At 62.4% G+C, this 16,882-nt stretch carries 20 protein-coding genes; 11 read left to right on the top strand and 9 right to left on the bottom strand.

Features of this window, described 5'->3' with window-relative positions; all coding sequences use genetic code 11:
- The first annotated feature begins 58 nt into the window (after positions 1-58).
- Genes QZ656_RS19195 through QZ656_RS19180 form a run of 4 tightly spaced genes read left to right on the top strand, consistent with a single transcriptional unit; the run spans position 59 to position 3,558 of the window.
- On the top strand, positions 59-982 hold the full coding sequence (locus tag QZ656_RS19195; protein WP_291994892.1) for a branched-chain amino acid ABC transporter permease: 924 nt from the start codon (positions 59-61) through the stop codon (positions 980-982).
- Entirely contained in the window at positions 979-2,055 is a 1,077-nt protein-coding gene (locus QZ656_RS19190) for an ABC transporter ATP-binding protein (RefSeq protein WP_291994891.1), read from the top strand. Before QZ656_RS19195 ends, QZ656_RS19190 begins: the two co-directional genes overlap by 4 nt.
- Positions 2,052-2,837 carry an ABC transporter ATP-binding protein gene (locus tag QZ656_RS19185; RefSeq protein WP_291994890.1) on the top strand — a complete coding sequence of 262 codons (786 nt, stop codon included), beginning with the start codon at positions 2,052-2,054 and terminating at the stop codon, positions 2,835-2,837. Before QZ656_RS19190 ends, QZ656_RS19185 begins: the two co-directional genes overlap by 4 nt.
- Positions 2,838-2,853: 16 nt before the next feature.
- Entirely contained in the window at positions 2,854-3,558 is a 705-nt protein-coding gene (locus QZ656_RS19180) for an ABC transporter ATP-binding protein (RefSeq protein ID WP_291994889.1), read from the top strand.
- An 11-nt stretch (positions 3,559-3,569) separates the two neighbouring features.
- Here the strand turns inward: QZ656_RS19180 and QZ656_RS19175 are convergent, their stop codons facing one another.
- Positions 3,570-4,730 (bottom strand): HDOD domain-containing protein, encoded by a 1,161-nt coding sequence (locus tag QZ656_RS19175; protein ID WP_291994888.1) that lies wholly within the window; start codon positions 4,728-4,730, stop codon positions 3,570-3,572.
- 7 nt (positions 4,731-4,737) lie between these two features.
- Positions 4,738-5,811 carry a CDP-6-deoxy-delta-3,4-glucoseen reductase gene (locus QZ656_RS19170; protein WP_291994887.1) on the bottom strand — a complete coding sequence of 358 codons (1,074 nt, stop codon included), beginning with the start codon at positions 5,809-5,811 and terminating at the stop codon, positions 4,738-4,740.
- Between the two features lie 39 nt (positions 5,812-5,850).
- Here QZ656_RS19170 and QZ656_RS19165 point away from each other — a divergent pair, with 39 nt between their 5' ends.
- Genes QZ656_RS19165 through QZ656_RS19155 form a run of 3 tightly spaced genes read left to right on the top strand, consistent with a single transcriptional unit; the run spans position 5,851 to position 8,350 of the window.
- A complete protein-coding gene (locus QZ656_RS19165; RefSeq protein ID WP_291994886.1) occupies positions 5,851-6,759 on the top strand; it encodes an SDR family oxidoreductase in 909 nt (302 codons plus the stop codon).
- The gene (locus QZ656_RS19160; RefSeq protein ID WP_291994885.1) at positions 6,750-7,166 is read left to right on the top strand and encodes a CopD family protein; all 417 of its coding nucleotides are present in this window, start codon (positions 6,750-6,752) and stop codon (positions 7,164-7,166) included. The genes QZ656_RS19165 and QZ656_RS19160 overlap by 10 nt, the downstream gene beginning before the upstream one ends.
- 20 nt (positions 7,167-7,186) lie before the next feature.
- A complete protein-coding gene (locus tag QZ656_RS19155) occupies positions 7,187-8,350 on the top strand; it encodes a THUMP domain-containing protein (protein ID WP_291995257.1) in 1,164 nt (387 codons plus the stop codon).
- Between the two features lie 84 nt (positions 8,351-8,434).
- Here QZ656_RS19155 and QZ656_RS19150 read toward each other — a convergent pair whose 3' ends face one another.
- Both QZ656_RS19150 and QZ656_RS19145 read right to left on the bottom strand, forming a co-directional pair.
- Positions 8,435-9,571, bottom strand: coding sequence for a PilT/PilU family type 4a pilus ATPase (locus tag QZ656_RS19150; protein WP_291994884.1), 1,137 nt, complete (start codon positions 9,569-9,571; stop codon positions 8,435-8,437).
- Between the two features lie 27 nt (positions 9,572-9,598).
- Complete coding sequence (locus tag QZ656_RS19145) at positions 9,599-10,645, bottom strand: type IV pilus twitching motility protein PilT (protein WP_291994883.1); 1,047 nt, start codon at positions 10,643-10,645, stop codon at positions 9,599-9,601.
- 69 nt (positions 10,646-10,714) lie between these two features.
- On the opposite strand from QZ656_RS19145, the gene QZ656_RS19140 reads away from it, so the two are divergent.
- Genes QZ656_RS19140 through QZ656_RS19125 form a run of 4 tightly spaced genes read left to right on the top strand, consistent with a single transcriptional unit; the run spans position 10,715 to position 13,049 of the window.
- On the top strand, positions 10,715-11,404 hold the full coding sequence (locus tag QZ656_RS19140) for a YggS family pyridoxal phosphate-dependent enzyme (protein WP_291994882.1): 690 nt from the start codon (positions 10,715-10,717) through the stop codon (positions 11,402-11,404).
- Entirely contained in the window at positions 11,401-12,216 is an 816-nt protein-coding gene (proC, locus tag QZ656_RS19135; RefSeq protein WP_291994881.1) for a pyrroline-5-carboxylate reductase, read from the top strand. Before QZ656_RS19140 ends, proC begins: the two co-directional genes overlap by 4 nt.
- Positions 12,216-12,755, top strand: a complete 540-nt coding sequence (locus QZ656_RS19130; RefSeq protein WP_291994880.1) for a YggT family protein — start codon at positions 12,216-12,218, stop codon at positions 12,753-12,755. Before proC ends, QZ656_RS19130 begins: the two co-directional genes overlap by 1 nt.
- A gap of 3 nt (positions 12,756-12,758) precedes the next feature.
- Positions 12,759-13,049, top strand: a complete 291-nt coding sequence (locus tag QZ656_RS19125) for a DUF167 domain-containing protein (protein ID WP_291994879.1) — start codon at positions 12,759-12,761, stop codon at positions 13,047-13,049.
- A 47-nt stretch (positions 13,050-13,096) separates the two neighbouring features.
- Here the strand turns inward: QZ656_RS19125 and QZ656_RS19120 are convergent, their stop codons facing one another.
- Genes QZ656_RS19120 through QZ656_RS19100 form a run of 5 tightly spaced genes read right to left on the bottom strand, consistent with a single transcriptional unit; the run spans position 13,097 to position 16,852 of the window.
- Entirely contained in the window at positions 13,097-14,350 is a 1,254-nt protein-coding gene (locus tag QZ656_RS19120) for a dihydroorotase (protein ID WP_291994878.1), read from the bottom strand.
- Between the two features lie 3 nt (positions 14,351-14,353).
- Entirely contained in the window at positions 14,354-15,313 is a 960-nt protein-coding gene (locus tag QZ656_RS19115; protein WP_291994877.1) for an aspartate carbamoyltransferase catalytic subunit, read from the bottom strand.
- Positions 15,306-15,827, bottom strand: a complete 522-nt coding sequence (pyrR, locus tag QZ656_RS19110; protein WP_291994876.1) for a bifunctional pyr operon transcriptional regulator/uracil phosphoribosyltransferase PyrR — start codon at positions 15,825-15,827, stop codon at positions 15,306-15,308. The genes QZ656_RS19115 and pyrR overlap by 8 nt, the downstream gene beginning before the upstream one ends.
- Positions 15,828-15,834: 7 nt before the next feature.
- Entirely contained in the window at positions 15,835-16,299 is a 465-nt protein-coding gene (gene ruvX / locus QZ656_RS19105) for a Holliday junction resolvase RuvX (RefSeq protein ID WP_291994875.1), read from the bottom strand.
- On the bottom strand, positions 16,292-16,852 hold the full coding sequence (locus QZ656_RS19100) for a YqgE/AlgH family protein (protein WP_291994874.1): 561 nt from the start codon (positions 16,850-16,852) through the stop codon (positions 16,292-16,294). The genes ruvX and QZ656_RS19100 overlap by 8 nt, the downstream gene beginning before the upstream one ends.
- Positions 16,853-16,882 lie beyond the last annotated feature (30 nt).

Raw genomic sequence — 16,882 nt, 5'->3', positions numbered from 1 at the left:
GCGCTATCAGTCGGAAACTCTGGTTCGTCATAAGCACCTTGTTGCGGAAAGCTCGCCCATGGACACTCTTCTCCAGCAACTGATCAACGGCCTCACTCTGGGCGCCGTTTATGCGCTTGTCGCCCTGGGCTATACGATGGTGTATGGCATCATCGGCCTGATCAACTTCGCCCATGGCGAGGTCGTGATGATCGGTACGATGGTGGCTTTCACGGTCATCGTCTCGCTTGCCGGTTCCGGCATGCCACCGCTGCTCATTCTCGGTATCGGCCTGCTCGTTTCGGTTGTGGTCTGTATGGTGCTCGGCTGGGCGCTGGAAAGAGTCGCCTATCGTCCGCTGCGGGGTGCTCCGCGACTGACGCCGCTGATCACCGCGATCGGCATGTCGATGGTCTTGCAGAACGTGGCGATGATCATCTGGGGCCGGAACTACATCACTTTCCCACCGATGATCGAAAAGCATATTTACACGGTCGGTGGCGCAACGTTTACCAATGTGCAGATGGCCATCGTTTCGCTGGCGGCGCTGGTGATGCTCGGCTTGATCTACCTGGTGCACCGGACGCGCATCGGAATGGCCATGCGCGCCACGGCACAGAACCCGCAGGTGGCCATGCTGATGGGCGTCGATATCAACCGCGTCATTGCCATGGCCTTCATCATCGGCTCCGCGCTGGGTGCGGTTGCTGGCTGCATGGTCGGCTCGTATTACGAAATTGCCCACTACCAGATGGGTTTCATGCTTGGCTTGAAGGCTTTCACCGCAGCGGTTCTGGGCGGCATCGGCAATCTGGCGGGAGCGATGGCCGGCGGCCTGTTGCTTGGCGTGATCGAGGCGCTTGGCGCTGGCTACATCGGTCAACTGACGGGTGATTTCCTCGGTAGCCACTACCAGGATATCTTCGCCTTCATCGTTCTGATCGTTGTTCTGATGTTTCGTCCTTCGGGTCTGTTTGGCGAGCGCGAGGGAGATCGCGCATGAACGATCAGGTCAAAAAGGCGCTGCCCTGGCAGCGGCACTGGCTGGGCGTGCTGTTGATCGCTGCGGTTCTGGTGGCCGTGCCTTTCATCGCCGCTCTGGGCGGTCAGGCCTGGGTGCGCATTGCCAACTTCGCGATTCTCTACATTTTCCTGGCGCTTGGTCTGAACATCGTCGTCGGCTATGCGGGCTTGCTTGATCTGGGTTACGTCGCTTTCTACGCGGTCGGCGCGTATGTCTATGCCTTGCTGGCGTCGCCGCACTTTGGTTTGCACCTGCCATTCTGGGTGATCTTGCCGCTTGGCGCGGCCATCGCGTGCATGTTCGGCATGTTGCTCGGTGCGCCAACGCTCAAGTTGCGTGGTGACTACCTGGCGATCGTCACGCTCGGCTTTGGCGAGATCATCCGCATCTTCCTGAACAATCTGAATGCGCCGATCAACGTCACCAACGGTGCGCAGGGGATCACCCTCATCGACCCGATCCGGATCGGGGATTTCTCGTTTGCCGAGACCAGCGTGATATTCGGGGTCGAACTCAGTGGGCCGCAAAAGTACTACTTCTTGCTGGTGGCCCTGGCGATCCTGGTGATCATGGTCAACGTGCGCTTGCAGGATTCGCGAATCGGTCGCGCCTGGCAGGCCATCCGCGAGGACGAAGTTGCCGCCAAGGCCTGCGGGATCAACACCAGGAACATCAAGCTACTGGCCTTCGCCATGGGGGCGTCGTTCGGTGGCATCGCTGGCGGCGTCTTCTCGGCGATGCAGGGATTCGTCAGTCCCGAGAGTTTCTCGCTGATGGAGTCGATCACCATTCTGGCGATGGTCGTTCTCGGTGGCATGGGGCACATACCTGGAGTGATTCTCGGCGCGATCCTGCTGACCGCGCTTCCCGAGGTCTTGCGTTACGGCATCGAGCCGCTGCAAGACGCGATTTTTGGGCGCAGCATTGTCGATCCGGAAAGCCTGCGGATGCTCATCTTCGGCTTGGCGATGGTGCTGGTCATGCGTTTCCGGCCGGCTGGCCTGTGGCCGTCGTCGCAACGCCGCCGCGAACTTGCTGAGAGCGAGAAATGAGCAGCCGCGATAAACCACAAATTCTTCTCGAAGCGCACGCAGTAGCCAAGCATTTTGGCGGCGTCAAGGCCTTGCACGACGTTTCTCTGACGATTCGCCGAGGCGAAATCTATGGCCTGATCGGACCGAACGGCGCTGGCAAGACAACCTTCTTCAACTGTCTCACCGGCCTCTACAAGAACGAGAGTGGCCATTTTATCTTCGACGGCGTCAAGCTTGCCGCCGACGCCCCGCACAAGGCCGCCGAGGCTGGTATCGCCCGGACCTTTCAGAACATTCGCCTGTTCGGCAACATGACTGCGATCGAGAACGTCATGGTTGGCCGGCACTTGCGTACCCACGCCAACGTCGTTGGTGCCATTATCCGCAATCGTGCGACGATGGCCGAGGAGGCGGCGATCACCCGTCGAGCCGATGAGTTGCTGCACTATGTGGGCATTCAGGACCGGGCGCATGACTATGCCAAGCACCTGTCCTACGGTGATCAGCGCCGCCTCGAGATCGCCCGCGCGCTGGCCACCGAACCGAAGCTGCTGGCGCTCGACGAGCCGGCGGCAGGCATGAATGGCACTGAAACCGAAGCCTTGCGCACGCTCGTCGAAGGTATCTGCCGGGACGGTGTGACGGTCTTGCTGATCGAGCACGACGTCAAGTTGGTGATGGGTCTGTGCGGGCGCGTAGCGGTGCTCGACTACGGCGAGAAAATCTGTGAGGACGTGCCGTCGGTGGTGCAGAAGGACGCACGCGTCATCGAGGCTTACCTCGGCGGCTCGGTCGCCTGAAGAGAACGGACAAGTCATGCTCGAAGTTACCGGTTTACGCGTCTCCTACGGTGGTATCCAGGCCGTTCGCGGCATCACCTTTCATGTCAATGAGGGCGAGATGGTCGCCCTGATCGGTGCCAATGGTGCCGGCAAGAGCAGCACGCTGCGGGCGCTGGCGCGACTGCTCGAACCAGCGGGCGGTAGCGTCCGCTATCGCGGCAAGGAACTGCTGTCCCTGCCGCCGCACGGACTGGTCAGTGAAGGGATCGCACTGGTGCCTGAAGGTCGCGGCGTCTTCCCGCGCATGAGTTGCCTCGAGAATCTGCGCATGGGTGCTTACGCCCGTAATGACAAGGCGGCGATCGAGCGCGACCTCGAGCACGTGCTGGGACACTTCCCGCGTCTCAAGGAGCGGGCGCAGCAAATGGCGGGAACGCTGTCAGGTGGTGAGCAGCAGATGCTGGCGATCGGCCGGGCGCTGATGAGCAAGCCCAAGCTGATGCTGCTCGACGAACCGTCGATGGGTCTCGCGCCGATCATGGTCCAGAAGATCTTCGAGGTCGTTCGTACGGTGGCCAGCGAGGGGATGACGATTCTGCTCGTCGAGCAGAACGCCAAGCTGGCACTCGAGGTCAGTCAGCGCGGATACGTCATGGAAAGCGGCGAGATCACGGTGACCGACGAGTCGCGGAAGCTGCTTGCCGATCCCAAGGTTCGGGCGGCCTATCTCGGCGAGTAGCCGGGGCCACCTTAAAATTCCATCGTCTCGGCGAAGGACAGCGCCTGCAGTTGTGCGCGGTTGAACTGGTCGGCCGTCAGTCCCAGCATGCTCGCCTGTTCGGTGACCCCCTCGGCGGCAGCGCTCTCGCTGGCCAGCGCCAGCTCGAGGAAGGGTTGATAGCGACCGCCGTTGCCAAGCAGCGCGTCACAGATCGGGTCAGGCAAGCGCATTGCATCGAGCGCCTGTTCCATGCCGACACCGAGCAGGGTGTCGAGCAAGGAAAAGGCGCCGGTGATGAACAGGTTGTCGTACTCCGACGGGTCGACCAGGCCGATCGCCAGCAACTCCATCAAACGCGCACGCACGAGCGCGGTGTAGATCAAGGCCGGCGCCATCGGATCCTTGCTGGCCGTCGCCAGTAGCAGCGACAGCCAGCGATTGAGCTTGTCGTAGCCGAGCATGCTGACCGCGTGGCGGAATGACTGGATCTCGCAGGACAGGCCAAAACCGGCAGAATTGATGTAGCGCAGGAGCTTGTAGGACATCGCCACGTCATGCTTCAGGGCGGCCTCTATTTCCTTGACGTCGGCATTTCTGCGGACCAGGTTGAGGACTCGCACGATATTGTTTTGTGCCGGGTTGAGAGTTTTTGCCGGGAGCTTGGTCGGTTTCGTGAAAAACCACCCGGCGGCGGCCGTGACGCCCGCGTCCAGGCACGCCCGAAAGTCTTCGCCGTTGGCGATGTTGAAGGCGACGCCCATTCCGTAGGCCTTGGTCCGTGCCGCCAACAGCTTGAGTTGGCCCAGGGTGAACTGCCTGGCATCGAGGCCGATGAAGCGAAACGGCACGTCGACGGACAGCGCCTGCGTTGCCTGAGGATCGAAGAGTAGGCAGACGGTCGGTTGCCAGGTTTGCAATGCGGCGATCAGATCGGGTCCGTCGGCGCCGAGCAGAGTTGCCGCTGTCAACTCGATGGTTGCGTTGTCTGGCGTCGACCAGTCAAGAAGGCCTGCGCTGCAAGCCGGGCCTCGGCAACTGATGAAGACCGGTTTTTCGCTGCGCGGCCAGATGTCATCGAGAGCGCTGAGGGCGTTTACCGCGTCCTGCATGCTCGCCTTGTCGTCCATCTGGAGCGTCAGGCGAGTAGCGATGACCCTGCTTTGGCGGTTGAGCAAAGGCTCGCGGGACATGAAGATCTTATTCATTTTGGCTGGCCCTGATGTGCGAAGCGGTGAGCGTTTCAATGGCCGCGAGCGTATCGGCGGCGAAGTCGAACGAGTCGGCAAAAAACTCCTCGACTGGCAAGCGGCCGCGCGTCACGAAGTCTCGCCGGGCGGCGGCGACCATCGCCGGCGAGCCACAGACGTAGGCCTGAAAACCCGAAAGGTCAGGATGGTCGGCCATTGCGACCTGATGAACGAGGCCGCTTCGACCCTGCCAATTGTCGTCGGCCAGCGGCTCCGACAGCACCGGGACGAAATTCAGCTGGGCGTGCTCGGTCGGCCAGCTTTCACCCAGCTGCAGGAGGTAGAGGTCGGCACGCGCACGGCCACCCCAATAGACGTACATTGATCGCTTGTTGCCTTCGCTGATCGCCTGCTGGACCATCGCCTTGATCGGCGCAAAGCCGGTGCCAGCAGCGACCAGCAGTATCGGCTTTGCTGATTCGCTGCGCAGAAAGAAGCTGCCGTGTGGCCCGCAAAGGCGCAGGATGTCGCGTTCCTTCATGGTGTTGAAGACGTGCGCGGTAAACTTTCCACCGGGCGTGTGGCGGATATGCAATTGCAGGAAGGCGTCGTCTTGCGGTGCATTGGCAAGCGAAAAAGCGCGCCGCTTGCCTTGCGGCAGCAGGATGTCTACGTACTGCCCGGCGAGAAACTGCAGGCGCTCGTTGGCGGGCAGCTTCAACTCGACAAGCATCACGTCGGGCGCCGCGCGGGTCAGTTTTTGCACTCGCGCCGGCAGCGTGCGGACCGGGATGTCGGCCAGCGAGCGCAACTCGCGGCTTTCGATGCACAGGTCGCTTCTGGCCCTGGCGCAACAGAAGAGCGCGAAGCCTGCCGCCCGCTCAGCCTCGCTGAGAACATCGGGCTGCGCCTTGCCGTGCTCGACATGGCCGCTCAAGACCTTGCCCCGGCACGAGCCGCAAACGCCATCGCGGCAACCGTAAGGAAGACTCAGCCCCTGCCGCAGTGCCGCTTCGAGAATGCTCTCGGTCGCGTCCGCCTGGAAATGCTGCTGGCTTGGCTGAATACTGACCTGAAAACCCATTGAATCTCCGCTGATGTCCGAATCCGGTAAAATTGCGCCGTGCAAAAACTATTAATCGTCGGCTGTGGAGATATTGCCCGTCGTTTGCTGCCCCGTCTGCTCGGCCACTACCGCGTTTTCGCACTGGTACGCGAGTTCGAGCAAGCCGCTTTCTGGCGTGACAGCGGCGCCAAGCCTGTCCTTGCCGACCTGGACCAGCCGCGCAGCCTGCAGCGTATTGCCGGCCTGGCCGATGTCATCGTCCATCTGGCGCCGCCGCCGGCGAGCAAGCTCGAAGGGGGCGCGGGCGAGCAGCGCGACCGCCGGACTTGTAACCTGTTGGCAGCGCTGAGTCGCGGCTTGAGTCTACCACAGCGGATCGTGTATATAAGTACGACGGGCGTTTATGGCGATTGCTCGGGTGAACGCGTTGACGAGACCCGCGCGCTGCGGCCGGGCACCGCTCGTGCGCACCGCCGGGTTGACGCCGAGCGGCAGCTGCGTGCCTTTGGCCGCCGTGGTGTGGTGGTCAGCATCTTGCGCGCCCCCGGCATCTACGCCACCGATCGTCTGCCACTCGAGCGCTTGCGCAAAGCGACCGCGGCGCTCAACGAGGCTGACGACGTGTATACCAATCACGTACACGCCGAGGATCTGGCGGCGCTGACCTGCGCCGCACTGCGCTACGGCCGCAGCAACCGTATCTACAATGCGACGGATGATTCGGAAATCAAGATGGGTGACTATTTCGACCTTGTCGCCGATCGTTTCGGAATTCCGAGGGTGCCTCGTCTGTCGCGCAGCGCTGCGCAGGAGCAATTGTCGCCGCTGCAATTTTCATTCATGAGCGAATCACGCCGCTTGTCGAATCAGCGCATCAGGACCGAGCTTCGGGCCAGGCTGCGCTTTCCGCTGGTCGATGATGGTGTGGTGGCGGCGGTCGATGAAAGGAATAGCGCGTGCTCGTAGTCAAGGTTCTGCATCTGTGGATGGTCGTCAGCTGGTTCGCGGGTTTGTTCTACCTGCCGCGCATATTCGTCAATCTGGCGATGGTCAAGGCCGACAGCACTGCCGAGCGAGACCGTCTGCTGTTGATGGCCGGCAAGCTCTATCGTTTCATGACGCCGATCGGCGCCCTGGCGGTTGCTCTTGGCCTGTGGTTGTGGCTGGGCTATGGTTTTTCGGGCGGCTGGCTGCACGCCAAGATCGCCCTGATACTGCTGCTGATTGCCTATCATGCCTATTGCGGCTGCTTGCTGCGCGACTTCAAGGCGGATCGCAAGGTCCGCAGTCACGTCTGGTTCCGCTGGTTCAATGAACTACCGGTGCTCTTATTGCTGGCCGTGACTTATCTCGCGGTCGTCAAGCCATTCTAGTCCACAGCTATCGGGAGACAATCGTGGAAACCTATTTTGCAAGCTGCCCACGCGGCCTCGAGCCTTTACTCGCCGAGGACCTTGCGGCGGCTGGTGCTGCCGAACTGCAGCAGATTTCCGGCGGCGTTCATTTCGTCGGCGAGTGGCCGGTTTGCTACCGCGCCAATCTCCACTCGCGGATCGCTACGCGCATCTTGTGGCGGGTGGCGCAAGCGAGCTATGCGAAGGAGCAAGACATCTACGAGCTGGCGCTGGACACGCCGTGGCCGAAGTGGTTCGTTCCCGAGCAGACCATTCGGGTCGACGTCAATGCGGTAAAGAGTCCACTAAAAAGTATCGAGTTCGTGACCTTGCGCATCAAGGACGCGATTTGTGATCGCTTTCGCCGCGACTTTGCTCGCCGGCCGAGCGTCGATACGCGCCAGCCGGACGTCCGCATTCAGGGTTTCATCAATAGCGACGAGTGCACTCTTTATCTTGATACCTCCGGTGCGCCGCTTTATCAGCGGGGTTTCCGCCAGAAGACCGTCGAAGCGCCGCTGCGGGAAAATCTGGCCGCCGGCATCTTGCGCCTCAGTGGCTGGCAGCCCGGTACGGCGCTGCTTGACCCGATGTGCGGGAGTGGCACTTTTCTGCTCGAGGCGGCGCAGATTGCGCTCAATCGCGCGCCGGGCGCCCGTCGTGATTTCGCATTTCAAGGCCTGCGCCATTTTGACCCGCAAGTCTGGAAAAGCATGCTCGAGGCAGCGCAAGCAGCCGAGAAGCCGGCGGCACCGGCAGCGATTTTTGGCAGCGACATTTCGCCGGTAGCCGTGCGCGCCGCTCTTGCCAACCTCGATCGTGCCGGATTGCTGCCGGCGGTCAGTCTTGCCTCGGGCGATTTGCTCGAGATCGACGCGCCAGCCGCCGCCGGCATCATGGTCAGCAATCCGCCCTACGGCGAGCGGGTGTCCAGCGATGAGGAGCTGGCTGAGTTCTACCCCCTACTGGGGCATGCGCTGAAGCGCCGGTTTGCCGGCTGGAGCTGCTACCTGATCAGCGCCGACACACGCCTGCCGAAACTGGTTCGCTTGACGCCAAGCAAGAAGACGCCGCTGTTCAATGGTGCCCTCGATTGCCGTCTGTATGAATTCCGAATGGTCGCCGGCAGCAACCGCGGCAAGGCTGCGGCGAGCGCGTCGTAGGTAATCGCCGCCGCTGTGTGCGGTGCCCTTGCCGGGGGGGGCTCGCCTGCGCCCGGCCGCCGAAGGGCGGCGTTGCGCTGGCTGTCAGACGATGCCCAGGTGGCCGATGCCGGCAGTGAGGTCCCGGTCATGCGACTCCTTGCCGTTGAGCTTGATCTGCAGCCGTAGGTCGTTGAGCGAGTCGGCGTTGCGCATGGCATCCGGATAGCTAATCTGGCCGGCTTCGTAGAGCTCAAACAGGGCTTGGTCAAAGGTCTGCATGCCGAGTTCGCGCGAGCGCTTCATGACCTCCTTGATCTCGTGTACCTGGCCCTTGAAGATCAGGTCGGAGATCAGCGGCGAGTTGAGCAGGATCTCGATCGCCGGCACCCTTCCCTTACCGTCTTTCTTCGGTAGCAGGCGCTGCGAAACGATGGCGCGCAGGTTCAGCGAGAGGTCCATCAGCAACTGGTGGCGGCGTTCCTCGGGGAAAAAGTTGATGATTCGGTCAATCGCCTGGTTGCTGCTGTTGGCGTGCAGCGTGGCCAGGCATAGATGGCCCGTTTCGGCGAAGGCGATGGCGTAGTCCATTGTCGCTCGGTCGCGAATCTCACCCATCATGATCACGTTTGGTGCCTGCCGCAGGGTGTTCTTCAGAGCGCCTTCCCAGGTGTCCGTGTCGACGCCGACCTCGCGCTGCGTGATGATGCATTTCTTGTGCTCGTGGACGAACTCGATGGGGTCCTCGATGGTAATGATATGGCCGTGGCTATTACTGTTCCGGTGATCGACCAGCGCCGCCAGCGAGGTGGTCTTGCCAGTACCGGTACCGCCAACGAAAATTACCAGCCCGCGACTGGTCAGTGCGATGTCCTTGAGGACTGCCGGCAAGGCAAGATCGTCCAGAGTCGGCACCACCAGGTTGATCGTCCGGCAGACGACGGCGACTCGCCCCTGCTGGACCAGTGCATTGACGCGAAAGCGACCGATTCCAGAGGGCGAGATGGCGAAGTTACATTCCTTCTTGTCCTCGAACTCGGACGCTTGACGGTCGTTCATGATCGAGCGTGCCAATTCCGCCGAGTGCTGCGGCAGCAGTGGCTGGTTGGACACCGGCATCACTTTGCCGTCGATCTTGATCGCCGGGGGAAAATGGGCGGTAATGAAGAGGTCGGAACCATTCTTCTGGGTCATCAGGCGCAACAGTTCGTGCATGAACTTCAGCGCTTGGTCGTGTTCCATGATCTTCCTCCTGCTCGCCAGGCGAGCTTAAATGCCGGCGAAGCTGTCTTTGTTGGCGGCTTTGCTTTTCGCTTCGGCCACCGAAACGAGATTGCGCTTGACCATCTCGGCGAGATTCTGGTCGAGCGTCTGCATGCCATGCTGTTGTCCTGTCTGCAACGCCGAATACATCTGCGCCACCTTGTTCTCGCGGATCAGGTTGCGGATTGCCGGTGTGCCGATCATGATCTCGTGCGCGGCTATACGTCCGAGGCCATCCTTGGTTTTCAGCAGCGTTTGTGAGATGACGGCGCGCAGCGATTCGGAAAGCATCGATCGAACCATTTCTTTTTCGGCAGCCGGGAAGACGTCGACGACGCGGTCGATGGTCTTGGCGGCACTCGAGGTGTGCAGGGTGGCGAACACCAGGTGGCCGGTCTCGGCGCCGGTGAGCGCCAGCCGGATCGTTTCGAGGTCACGTAGTTCGCCGACCAGAATGACGTCCGGGTCCTCGCGCAGCGCCGAACGCAGGGCATTCTGGAAGGACAGGGTGTGCGTACCGATTTCGCGCTGGTTGATCAGGCTCTTCTTCGACTGATGAACGAACTCGATCGGATCCTCGACGGTGAGAATGTGGCCGTACATGGTCTCATTGACGTGGTTGACCATCGCTGCCAGGGTGGTGGATTTGCCCGAGCCCGTCGGGCCGGTGACCAGCACGATGCCGCGGGGAAACTCGGAGATGTCCTTGAAAATCTTCGGGCAATTGAGTTCTTCCAGCGTCAGGACCTTCGACGGAATTGTCCGGAAGACCGCACTGGCGCCGCGATTCTGGATGAAGGCGTTGACGCGGAAGCGCGCCAGATTGGGAATCTCGAAGGAAAAGTCGCATTCCCGGGTGTCTTCGTACTGTTTGCGCTGGCCGTCGCTCATGATGTCGTAGACCATCGCGTGCACGTCCTTGTGCTCCATCGCCGGCAGGTTGATGCGGCGCACGTCGCCGTTCACCCGGATCATCGGCGGCAGTCCGGACGACAGATGCAGGTCGGAAGCCTTGTTCTTGACGCTGAAGGCCAGCAGTTCTGTGATGTCCATCCGGTTCGGTCCTCGGGCGATGAGCAGGGCGCGGTGCTATACTCTGGGCAACCTGCGCAACGCCTGATTATGACCACACTTCCCGCCAAGCTGCAAGCCGTTCTCGTGCGAGTCGCCCGCGCGGCGAGCGAGTACGGACGGGATCCCGCTGGCATCGACCTGCTCGCCGTCAGCAAGGCCTGGCCGGCAGCGGACATTCGCGAAGTCGCGGCAGCCGGGCAGCGCGCCTTTGGCGAGAGCTTTGTCCAGGAGGGTCTCGAGAAAATGGCCAAGCTGCGCGACCTTGGGCTGGACTGGCATTTCATCGGTTCGCTGCAGAGCAACAAGACGCGCGTGCTTGCCGAGGCTTTCAACTGGGTGCATTCTGTGGACCGCTTGCGGATCGGCGAACGGCTTTCCGAGCAGCGCCCAGCGTCATTGCCACCTCTGTCGATTTGCCTGCAGGTGAATGTCAGCGGCGAGGCCAGCAAGAGCGGTGTCGCTATTGCTGAAGCGCGGACGCTGGCGCACGCGGTCGCCGGCTTGCCGAAGCTGCGCTTGCGTGGTCTGATGACTATTCCAGCGCGCAGTGACGATTTCCTGACGCAGCGCCGCCCTTTTCGCCGGCTGCGCGAACTTTTCGAACAACTGCAGGCCGATGGCCTGGCGCTTGATACACTTTCGATGGGTATGTCGCATGACCTCGAGGCGGCAATTGCCGAGGGCGCGACGCTGCTACGCGTCGGTACCGCGATTTTTGGTGAGAGAAACAGAGCATGAGAATTACATTCCTGGGCGGTGGCAACATGGCCAACGCTTTGATCGGCGGCCTGGTGAAGACAGGTTTCTCGACGGCCGATATTGCGGTCATCGAGTTGGGGGCACAGGGACGCGCCAAGCTTCGCCTTGTCTACGGCGTCCGCTGTTATGAGGCGCCAACTGCCGCGGCGCTCGATTGCGATGCAGTGCTCCTGTCGGTCAAGCCGCAGCAGATGCGCGACGCCAGCGAGTCACTGGCGAAACGTCTCAGCCAGCAATTGGTCATCAGCATTGCTGCCGGCCTGCGTCTGGCCGACCTCTCACGCTGGCTGGGGGGCTATGGAAAAATTGTCCGAGCGATGCCCAATACCCCGGCGCTGATCGGCTCCGGCATCACCGGGTTGTGTGCGCTACCGGGAGTGTCGATGGCCGAACGACTCGGCGCCGAGCGCATCCTGCAGGCTGTCGGCAGTACCCTGTGGGTCGCCGAGGAAGCCCAGATGGACGCGGTGACCGCCATTTCTGGTAGTGGCCCGGCCTACGTTTTCCTGTTCATTGAGGCCTTGCAGCAGGCCGCCATCGCTCTTAATCTCACCGCCGCCCAGGCTCGCCAGTTGTCGATCGAAACGGTGCTTGGCGCTGCCAAACTGGCGGTGCAGTCGGACGAAGCCGCGGCCATTCTGCGCGAGCGTGTCACTTCCAAAGGGGGGACCACCGAAGCGGCTCTGCGGACGATGGATGAACTTGGCGTGCGCGAGGGCTTTATCGCTGGCGTCCTGGCGGCCAACACGCGTAGTCGCGAGTTGGGTGAATTGCTCGGGAAGGACACTTGATGGCCGGCCAGGCGGGCTTGTTTCTCTTGCAGGCGCTGACCGGTTTCCTGACCTTCGCTTTGCTGCTGCGCTTTTACATGCAGGCATTTCGCGTTTCGTTCAACAATCAGGTCGGCACCTTCGTGGTCGACCTCACCAACTGGCTGGTCAAACCCTTGCGCAAGCTGTTGCCGGGCCTGTTTGGCCTGGATCTGGCGAGCCTCTTGCCCGCGTATCTGCTGCAGCTCATCTTTACCGTCGCCCTTGCTTCAGTGCAAGAAGGCGTCGAAGGCGGGTCGCCCGGGAGTTTGCTGCCCTTGCTTCTGTGGTTCGCCGTGCTGGCCACCCTGCGCTTCAGCATCTACCTGTTGATTGGTGCGCTGCTGCTGCAGGCCGTCCTGTCGTGGGTCAGTCCGTATTCGCCCTTGAGCCAGCCCGTTGCGCAGCTGACCAGACCTTTCCTGCGGCCGATCCAGCGTGTGGTACCGATGGTCGGCGCCATCGACCTCGCGCCGCTGATCGCCATTGTTCTCGCGCAATTGCTCTTGATGTTCCTGTGAGTCGTGGCCGACTGGCTGCACGAAGCGGGCTCTTCGATCACGCTGGCGGTCCATGTCCAGCCCGGAGCGAAGAAAAGCGAAACGGCCGGCCTGTACGGTGACGCGCTCAAGATACGCCTGGCGGCGCCGGCAATCGATGGGCGGGCCAATGCGGCCTTGATCGAATTTGTCGCGCAGCGCTTGGGTCTGGGGAGAGCGGCCGTCGAGTTGACGAGTGGCCAGAAGTCACGGCGCAAGCGGCTGACGGTCAGCGGCGCATCTGCAGAAGCGATTCGGCGCTTGCTCGGCGAGTGAGCAAGCGCCTTGGCCAGCTGCCGGCCAGACCATAGATGTCGCCGCTGTCAGGCCTCGAAAACGATTTGTCCGCCGACCAGCGTCATGCGTACCCTGCCGCTTACTTCGTAACCCAGCCAGGGGGTGTTCTTGCCCTGGCTGCGCAAGGACTCGGCGGTGACCCGCCAGGGCTCCGCGGGGTCAAAGACGCAGACGTCGGCCGGACTGCCGATGCTCAGCGAGCCGGCATCGATGCCGAGAATCGCCGCTGGATCACAGGTGATGCGGGCCAGCGCCTCAAGCAGTGGCAGCTTCGCCTGGGCGGCCCAGAGGAGCGTCAAAGGCAGCAGGAGTTCCAGCCCGGTGGCGCCTGGCAGGGCTTCGGCAAAAGGCAGCTGCTTGCCATCGGCATCGACCGGGGTATGGTCCGAACAGAGCGCCGCCAAGCCTTCCTGAACGGCGGCACGCAACGCGTCGCGGTCGCTGGCGGCGCGCAGCGGCGGATCGAAGCGGGCGTTGCTGTCGAAGTAGCCAATGTCTACTTCCGAAAGATGCAGGTGATGGATGGCCACGTCGCAGCTGACCTGCATGCCGGACAGTCTGGCCTGGCGGACCAGGGCGACACCGGCGGCCGACGACAGGCGGGACAGATGCAGGCGGACGCCGGTCTCGGACGCCAGCAGCAGCGCCGTCGCCGTGGCGACGGTCTCGGCCGATACCGGCACGCCCGCCAAACCCAGCCTGGTGGCGACCTCGCCATCGTGGGCGACGCCGCCACGGGCGAGGAACTGATCCTGCGGCCGCAAACGCACTGCGAAGCCGAAAGTGGCGGCGTACTGCATGGCGCGCAGCAACAACAGCGTATCGATCGGCTGGTTGGCCTGCGAGAAGGCGATACAGCCGGCACGCGCCAGGCTATTCATCTCGGCCAGTCGCTGGCCCGCCAGTTCGTGCGTCAGCGCGCCGATCGGGTAGACGCGTGCCAGGCCAAGCGTTTCGCTGCGCCGGACCAGGCGCTCGACCAGCCCCGGCTCGTCGAGTGGTGGCTTGGTGTCCGGCGGACAAGCCAGCGAAGTGACACCGCCAGCCACCGCTGCGGCGAGTTCGGGTTCGATGCTGCCCAGTCGGGTGGACAAGTCGACCAGGCCGGGGCAGACGATCAGCCCCGTGGCGTCGATGCAGCGTTCGGCCGAGAAGCCTGCCGGCGGCTGGCCGATCGCGGCGATACGGCCGTCGGCGATGAACACGTCGAGGCGCGCGTCAAGGCCGCTGGCCGGGTCGATCAAGCGCGCATTCTGGATCTGGAGGTTTTGCGTGTTCATTGCTCAGTTCCCGGCCACGATGCTCATCACCGCCATGCGCACGGCGATTCCGAAGGTTACCTGCGACAGGATTACCGCTTGTCGCCCATCGGCGACGTCGGAGTCGATTTCGACGCCACGATTCATCGGTCCGGGGTGCATCACGATGGCGTCCGGTTTGGCCAGCGCCAGCATCGCCGGCGTCAGTCCGTAACTGCCGAAGTACTCGCGTGCTGACGGCAGCAGGGCGCCGTTCATGCGTTCGTTCTGCAGACGGAGCATGATCACCACGTCGCAGTCGCGCAGTCCTTCGCGCAGGTCGTGGCAGACGCGCACGCCCATCTTCTCGATGGCCGTCGGCAGCAGCGTTTGCGGGCCGACGGCGCGCACCTCGGCGGCACCGAGCGTGGTCAGCGCGTTGATGTCCGAGCGCGCGACGCGCGAGTGCAGGATGTCGCCGACGACGGCGACCACCAGATTGGCAAAATCCTTCTTGTAGTGCCGGATGGTGTACATATCGAGCAGCCCCTGCGTCGGGTGCGCGTGCCGTCCATCGCCGGCATTGACGACATGGACGTCGCTGCGCCCGAGGCGGCGCAGATGGTCGGCGATCAGGTGCGGCGCACCACTGGCCGCGTGCCGGACGACGAACATGTCGGCGTGCATGGCGATCAGGTTATCGACCGTGTCGAGCAGGGTTTCACCCTTGGCCGTCGATGAACGCGTGACGTCAAGGTTGATCACGTCCGCCGACAGGCGCTTGGCGGCAATTTCGAAAGTTGTCCGGGTACGCGTCGAATTTTCGAAGAAAACGTTGAATACGCTCTTGCCGCGCAGCAAGGGCACTTTCTTGACGTCGCGGTCGGATACCTCGATGAAGCTCGACGCCGTATCGAGAATGTGCGTCAGCACCGCACGCGGCAGGCCTTCGATCGACAGCAGGTGCGTCAACTCGCCGTGGGCATTGAGTTGTGGGTTATGCATGCTCGGCGAGACTCCACTGCAGGTGGCCATTGGCGTCCGCCGAGAGCTCCAGCTCCTGCGTTGGCGCGAGGTCGACGCGCCAGGTAGAGAAGTCGGCGCAAATGGGTAGCTGGCGCTGCCCACGATCGGCGAGAACGGCGAGCTGGATGCTCGCCGGTCGACCGTAGTCGAAGAGTTCGTTGATTGCCGCGCGCGTGGTCCGCCCGGTATACAGCACGTCGTCGACCAGAATCAGCGGCCGGCCTTCGACGTCGAACGGGATCGATGTTGGCTTGACTCTTGGATGCAGGCCTTTTTCGCCGTAATCGTCGCGATAGAAGGAGACGTCGATGAGGCCGATTTCGGTCTGCAGCTGCAGGAGCTCACGCAGGCGCCGGGCGACCCAGACGCCACCGCTGTGAATGCCGACCAGGACCGTGTCGGGGCGCAGCCGAGGCCGGATCAGGGTAGCGAGTTCGCGACATTGGGCGTCGGCGTCGGGAAGTTCAATGGCAGGCATCGCGTGGGCGGTCATCGGTTCTTCAAAGAAGGGTGGCAAGCTGCTTGGGCAGCGGCTGGCTGTCAAAATAATCCTGCAGGATCAACTGCGCAGCGACCGCGTCGAGATGTTTTTTGGCACTGCGGGAGTTGTGTCCCGAGGCGCGCAGTCGTTCCTGCGCCTCGATTGACGACAGTCGTTCGTCGGCATAATCAACGTTGAGTCCGAAGCGGCCGCGCAGCTGCCTGGCGAAGCGCTCGCAGCGTGCGGTCATGGCGTTGGTTGCGCCGTCGAGCGACAGCGGCCTGCCGACGACCAGCATGGCTACCTGCCATTCCTGCATCAGGGCCGTGATGGCGGCGAAGCGCGTGGCATTTTCTTCGCCATGGATGGTCGTCAAGGCGTGTGCCTGCCGCAACTGCCATTCGCCAACGGCGACACCGATGCGCTTTTCTCCAAAGTCGAAAGCGAGTACCGCGCCGGTCTGACCGCCCGCCGGCTCAAGCATGGCCGACCTGGTCGGCGAGATTGGTAAGGCTGACGCCAAGCAGTTCCAGTGCCGACGCCAGTCGCTCTTCGTAGGGCAGCTCGAAAAGAATTGCCAGTTCGGCGGCGACGGTCAACCAGGCATTCTGTGCCAGTTCGTGTTCGAGCTGGCCGGCAGACCAGCCCGAGTAGCCCAGCGTCACCATCACATCCTGCGGCTGCCCCGTGTGCGCCAGCGCCTGCAGGATGTCGCGCGAACTGGTCAGGCCGACGTGCTTGTTGACCACCAGTGTAGACTGCCATTGGCCGACGGGTCGGTGCAGGACGAAGCCACGGTCGGTCTGCACCGGTCCACCGAAAAGGATGGGCAGCTTGGCCAGGCCTTCGGCCTCGAGCGGCACTTCGATCTTGTCGAGCAGGGTCCCCAGGCTCATGTCGATCGGCCGATTGACGATCACGCCCAAGGCACCGCGCTCATTGTGTTCGGCGATGTAGACCAGGGTCCTGGCGAAATACGGATCGGCCATGGCCGGCATGGCAATGAGAAAATGATCGGTCAGATTGATGCTGTGCATGGTCTCATTTTAAACGGCGCTAGCGAAGGA

This window comes from Candidatus Accumulibacter sp. ACC003, assembly GCF_907163085.1.
Taxonomy (GTDB): domain Bacteria; phylum Pseudomonadota; class Gammaproteobacteria; order Burkholderiales; family Rhodocyclaceae; genus Accumulibacter.
Note: the sequence above shows the minus strand (reverse complement) of the source record. Positions and strands in the feature narration are given on the sequence as shown.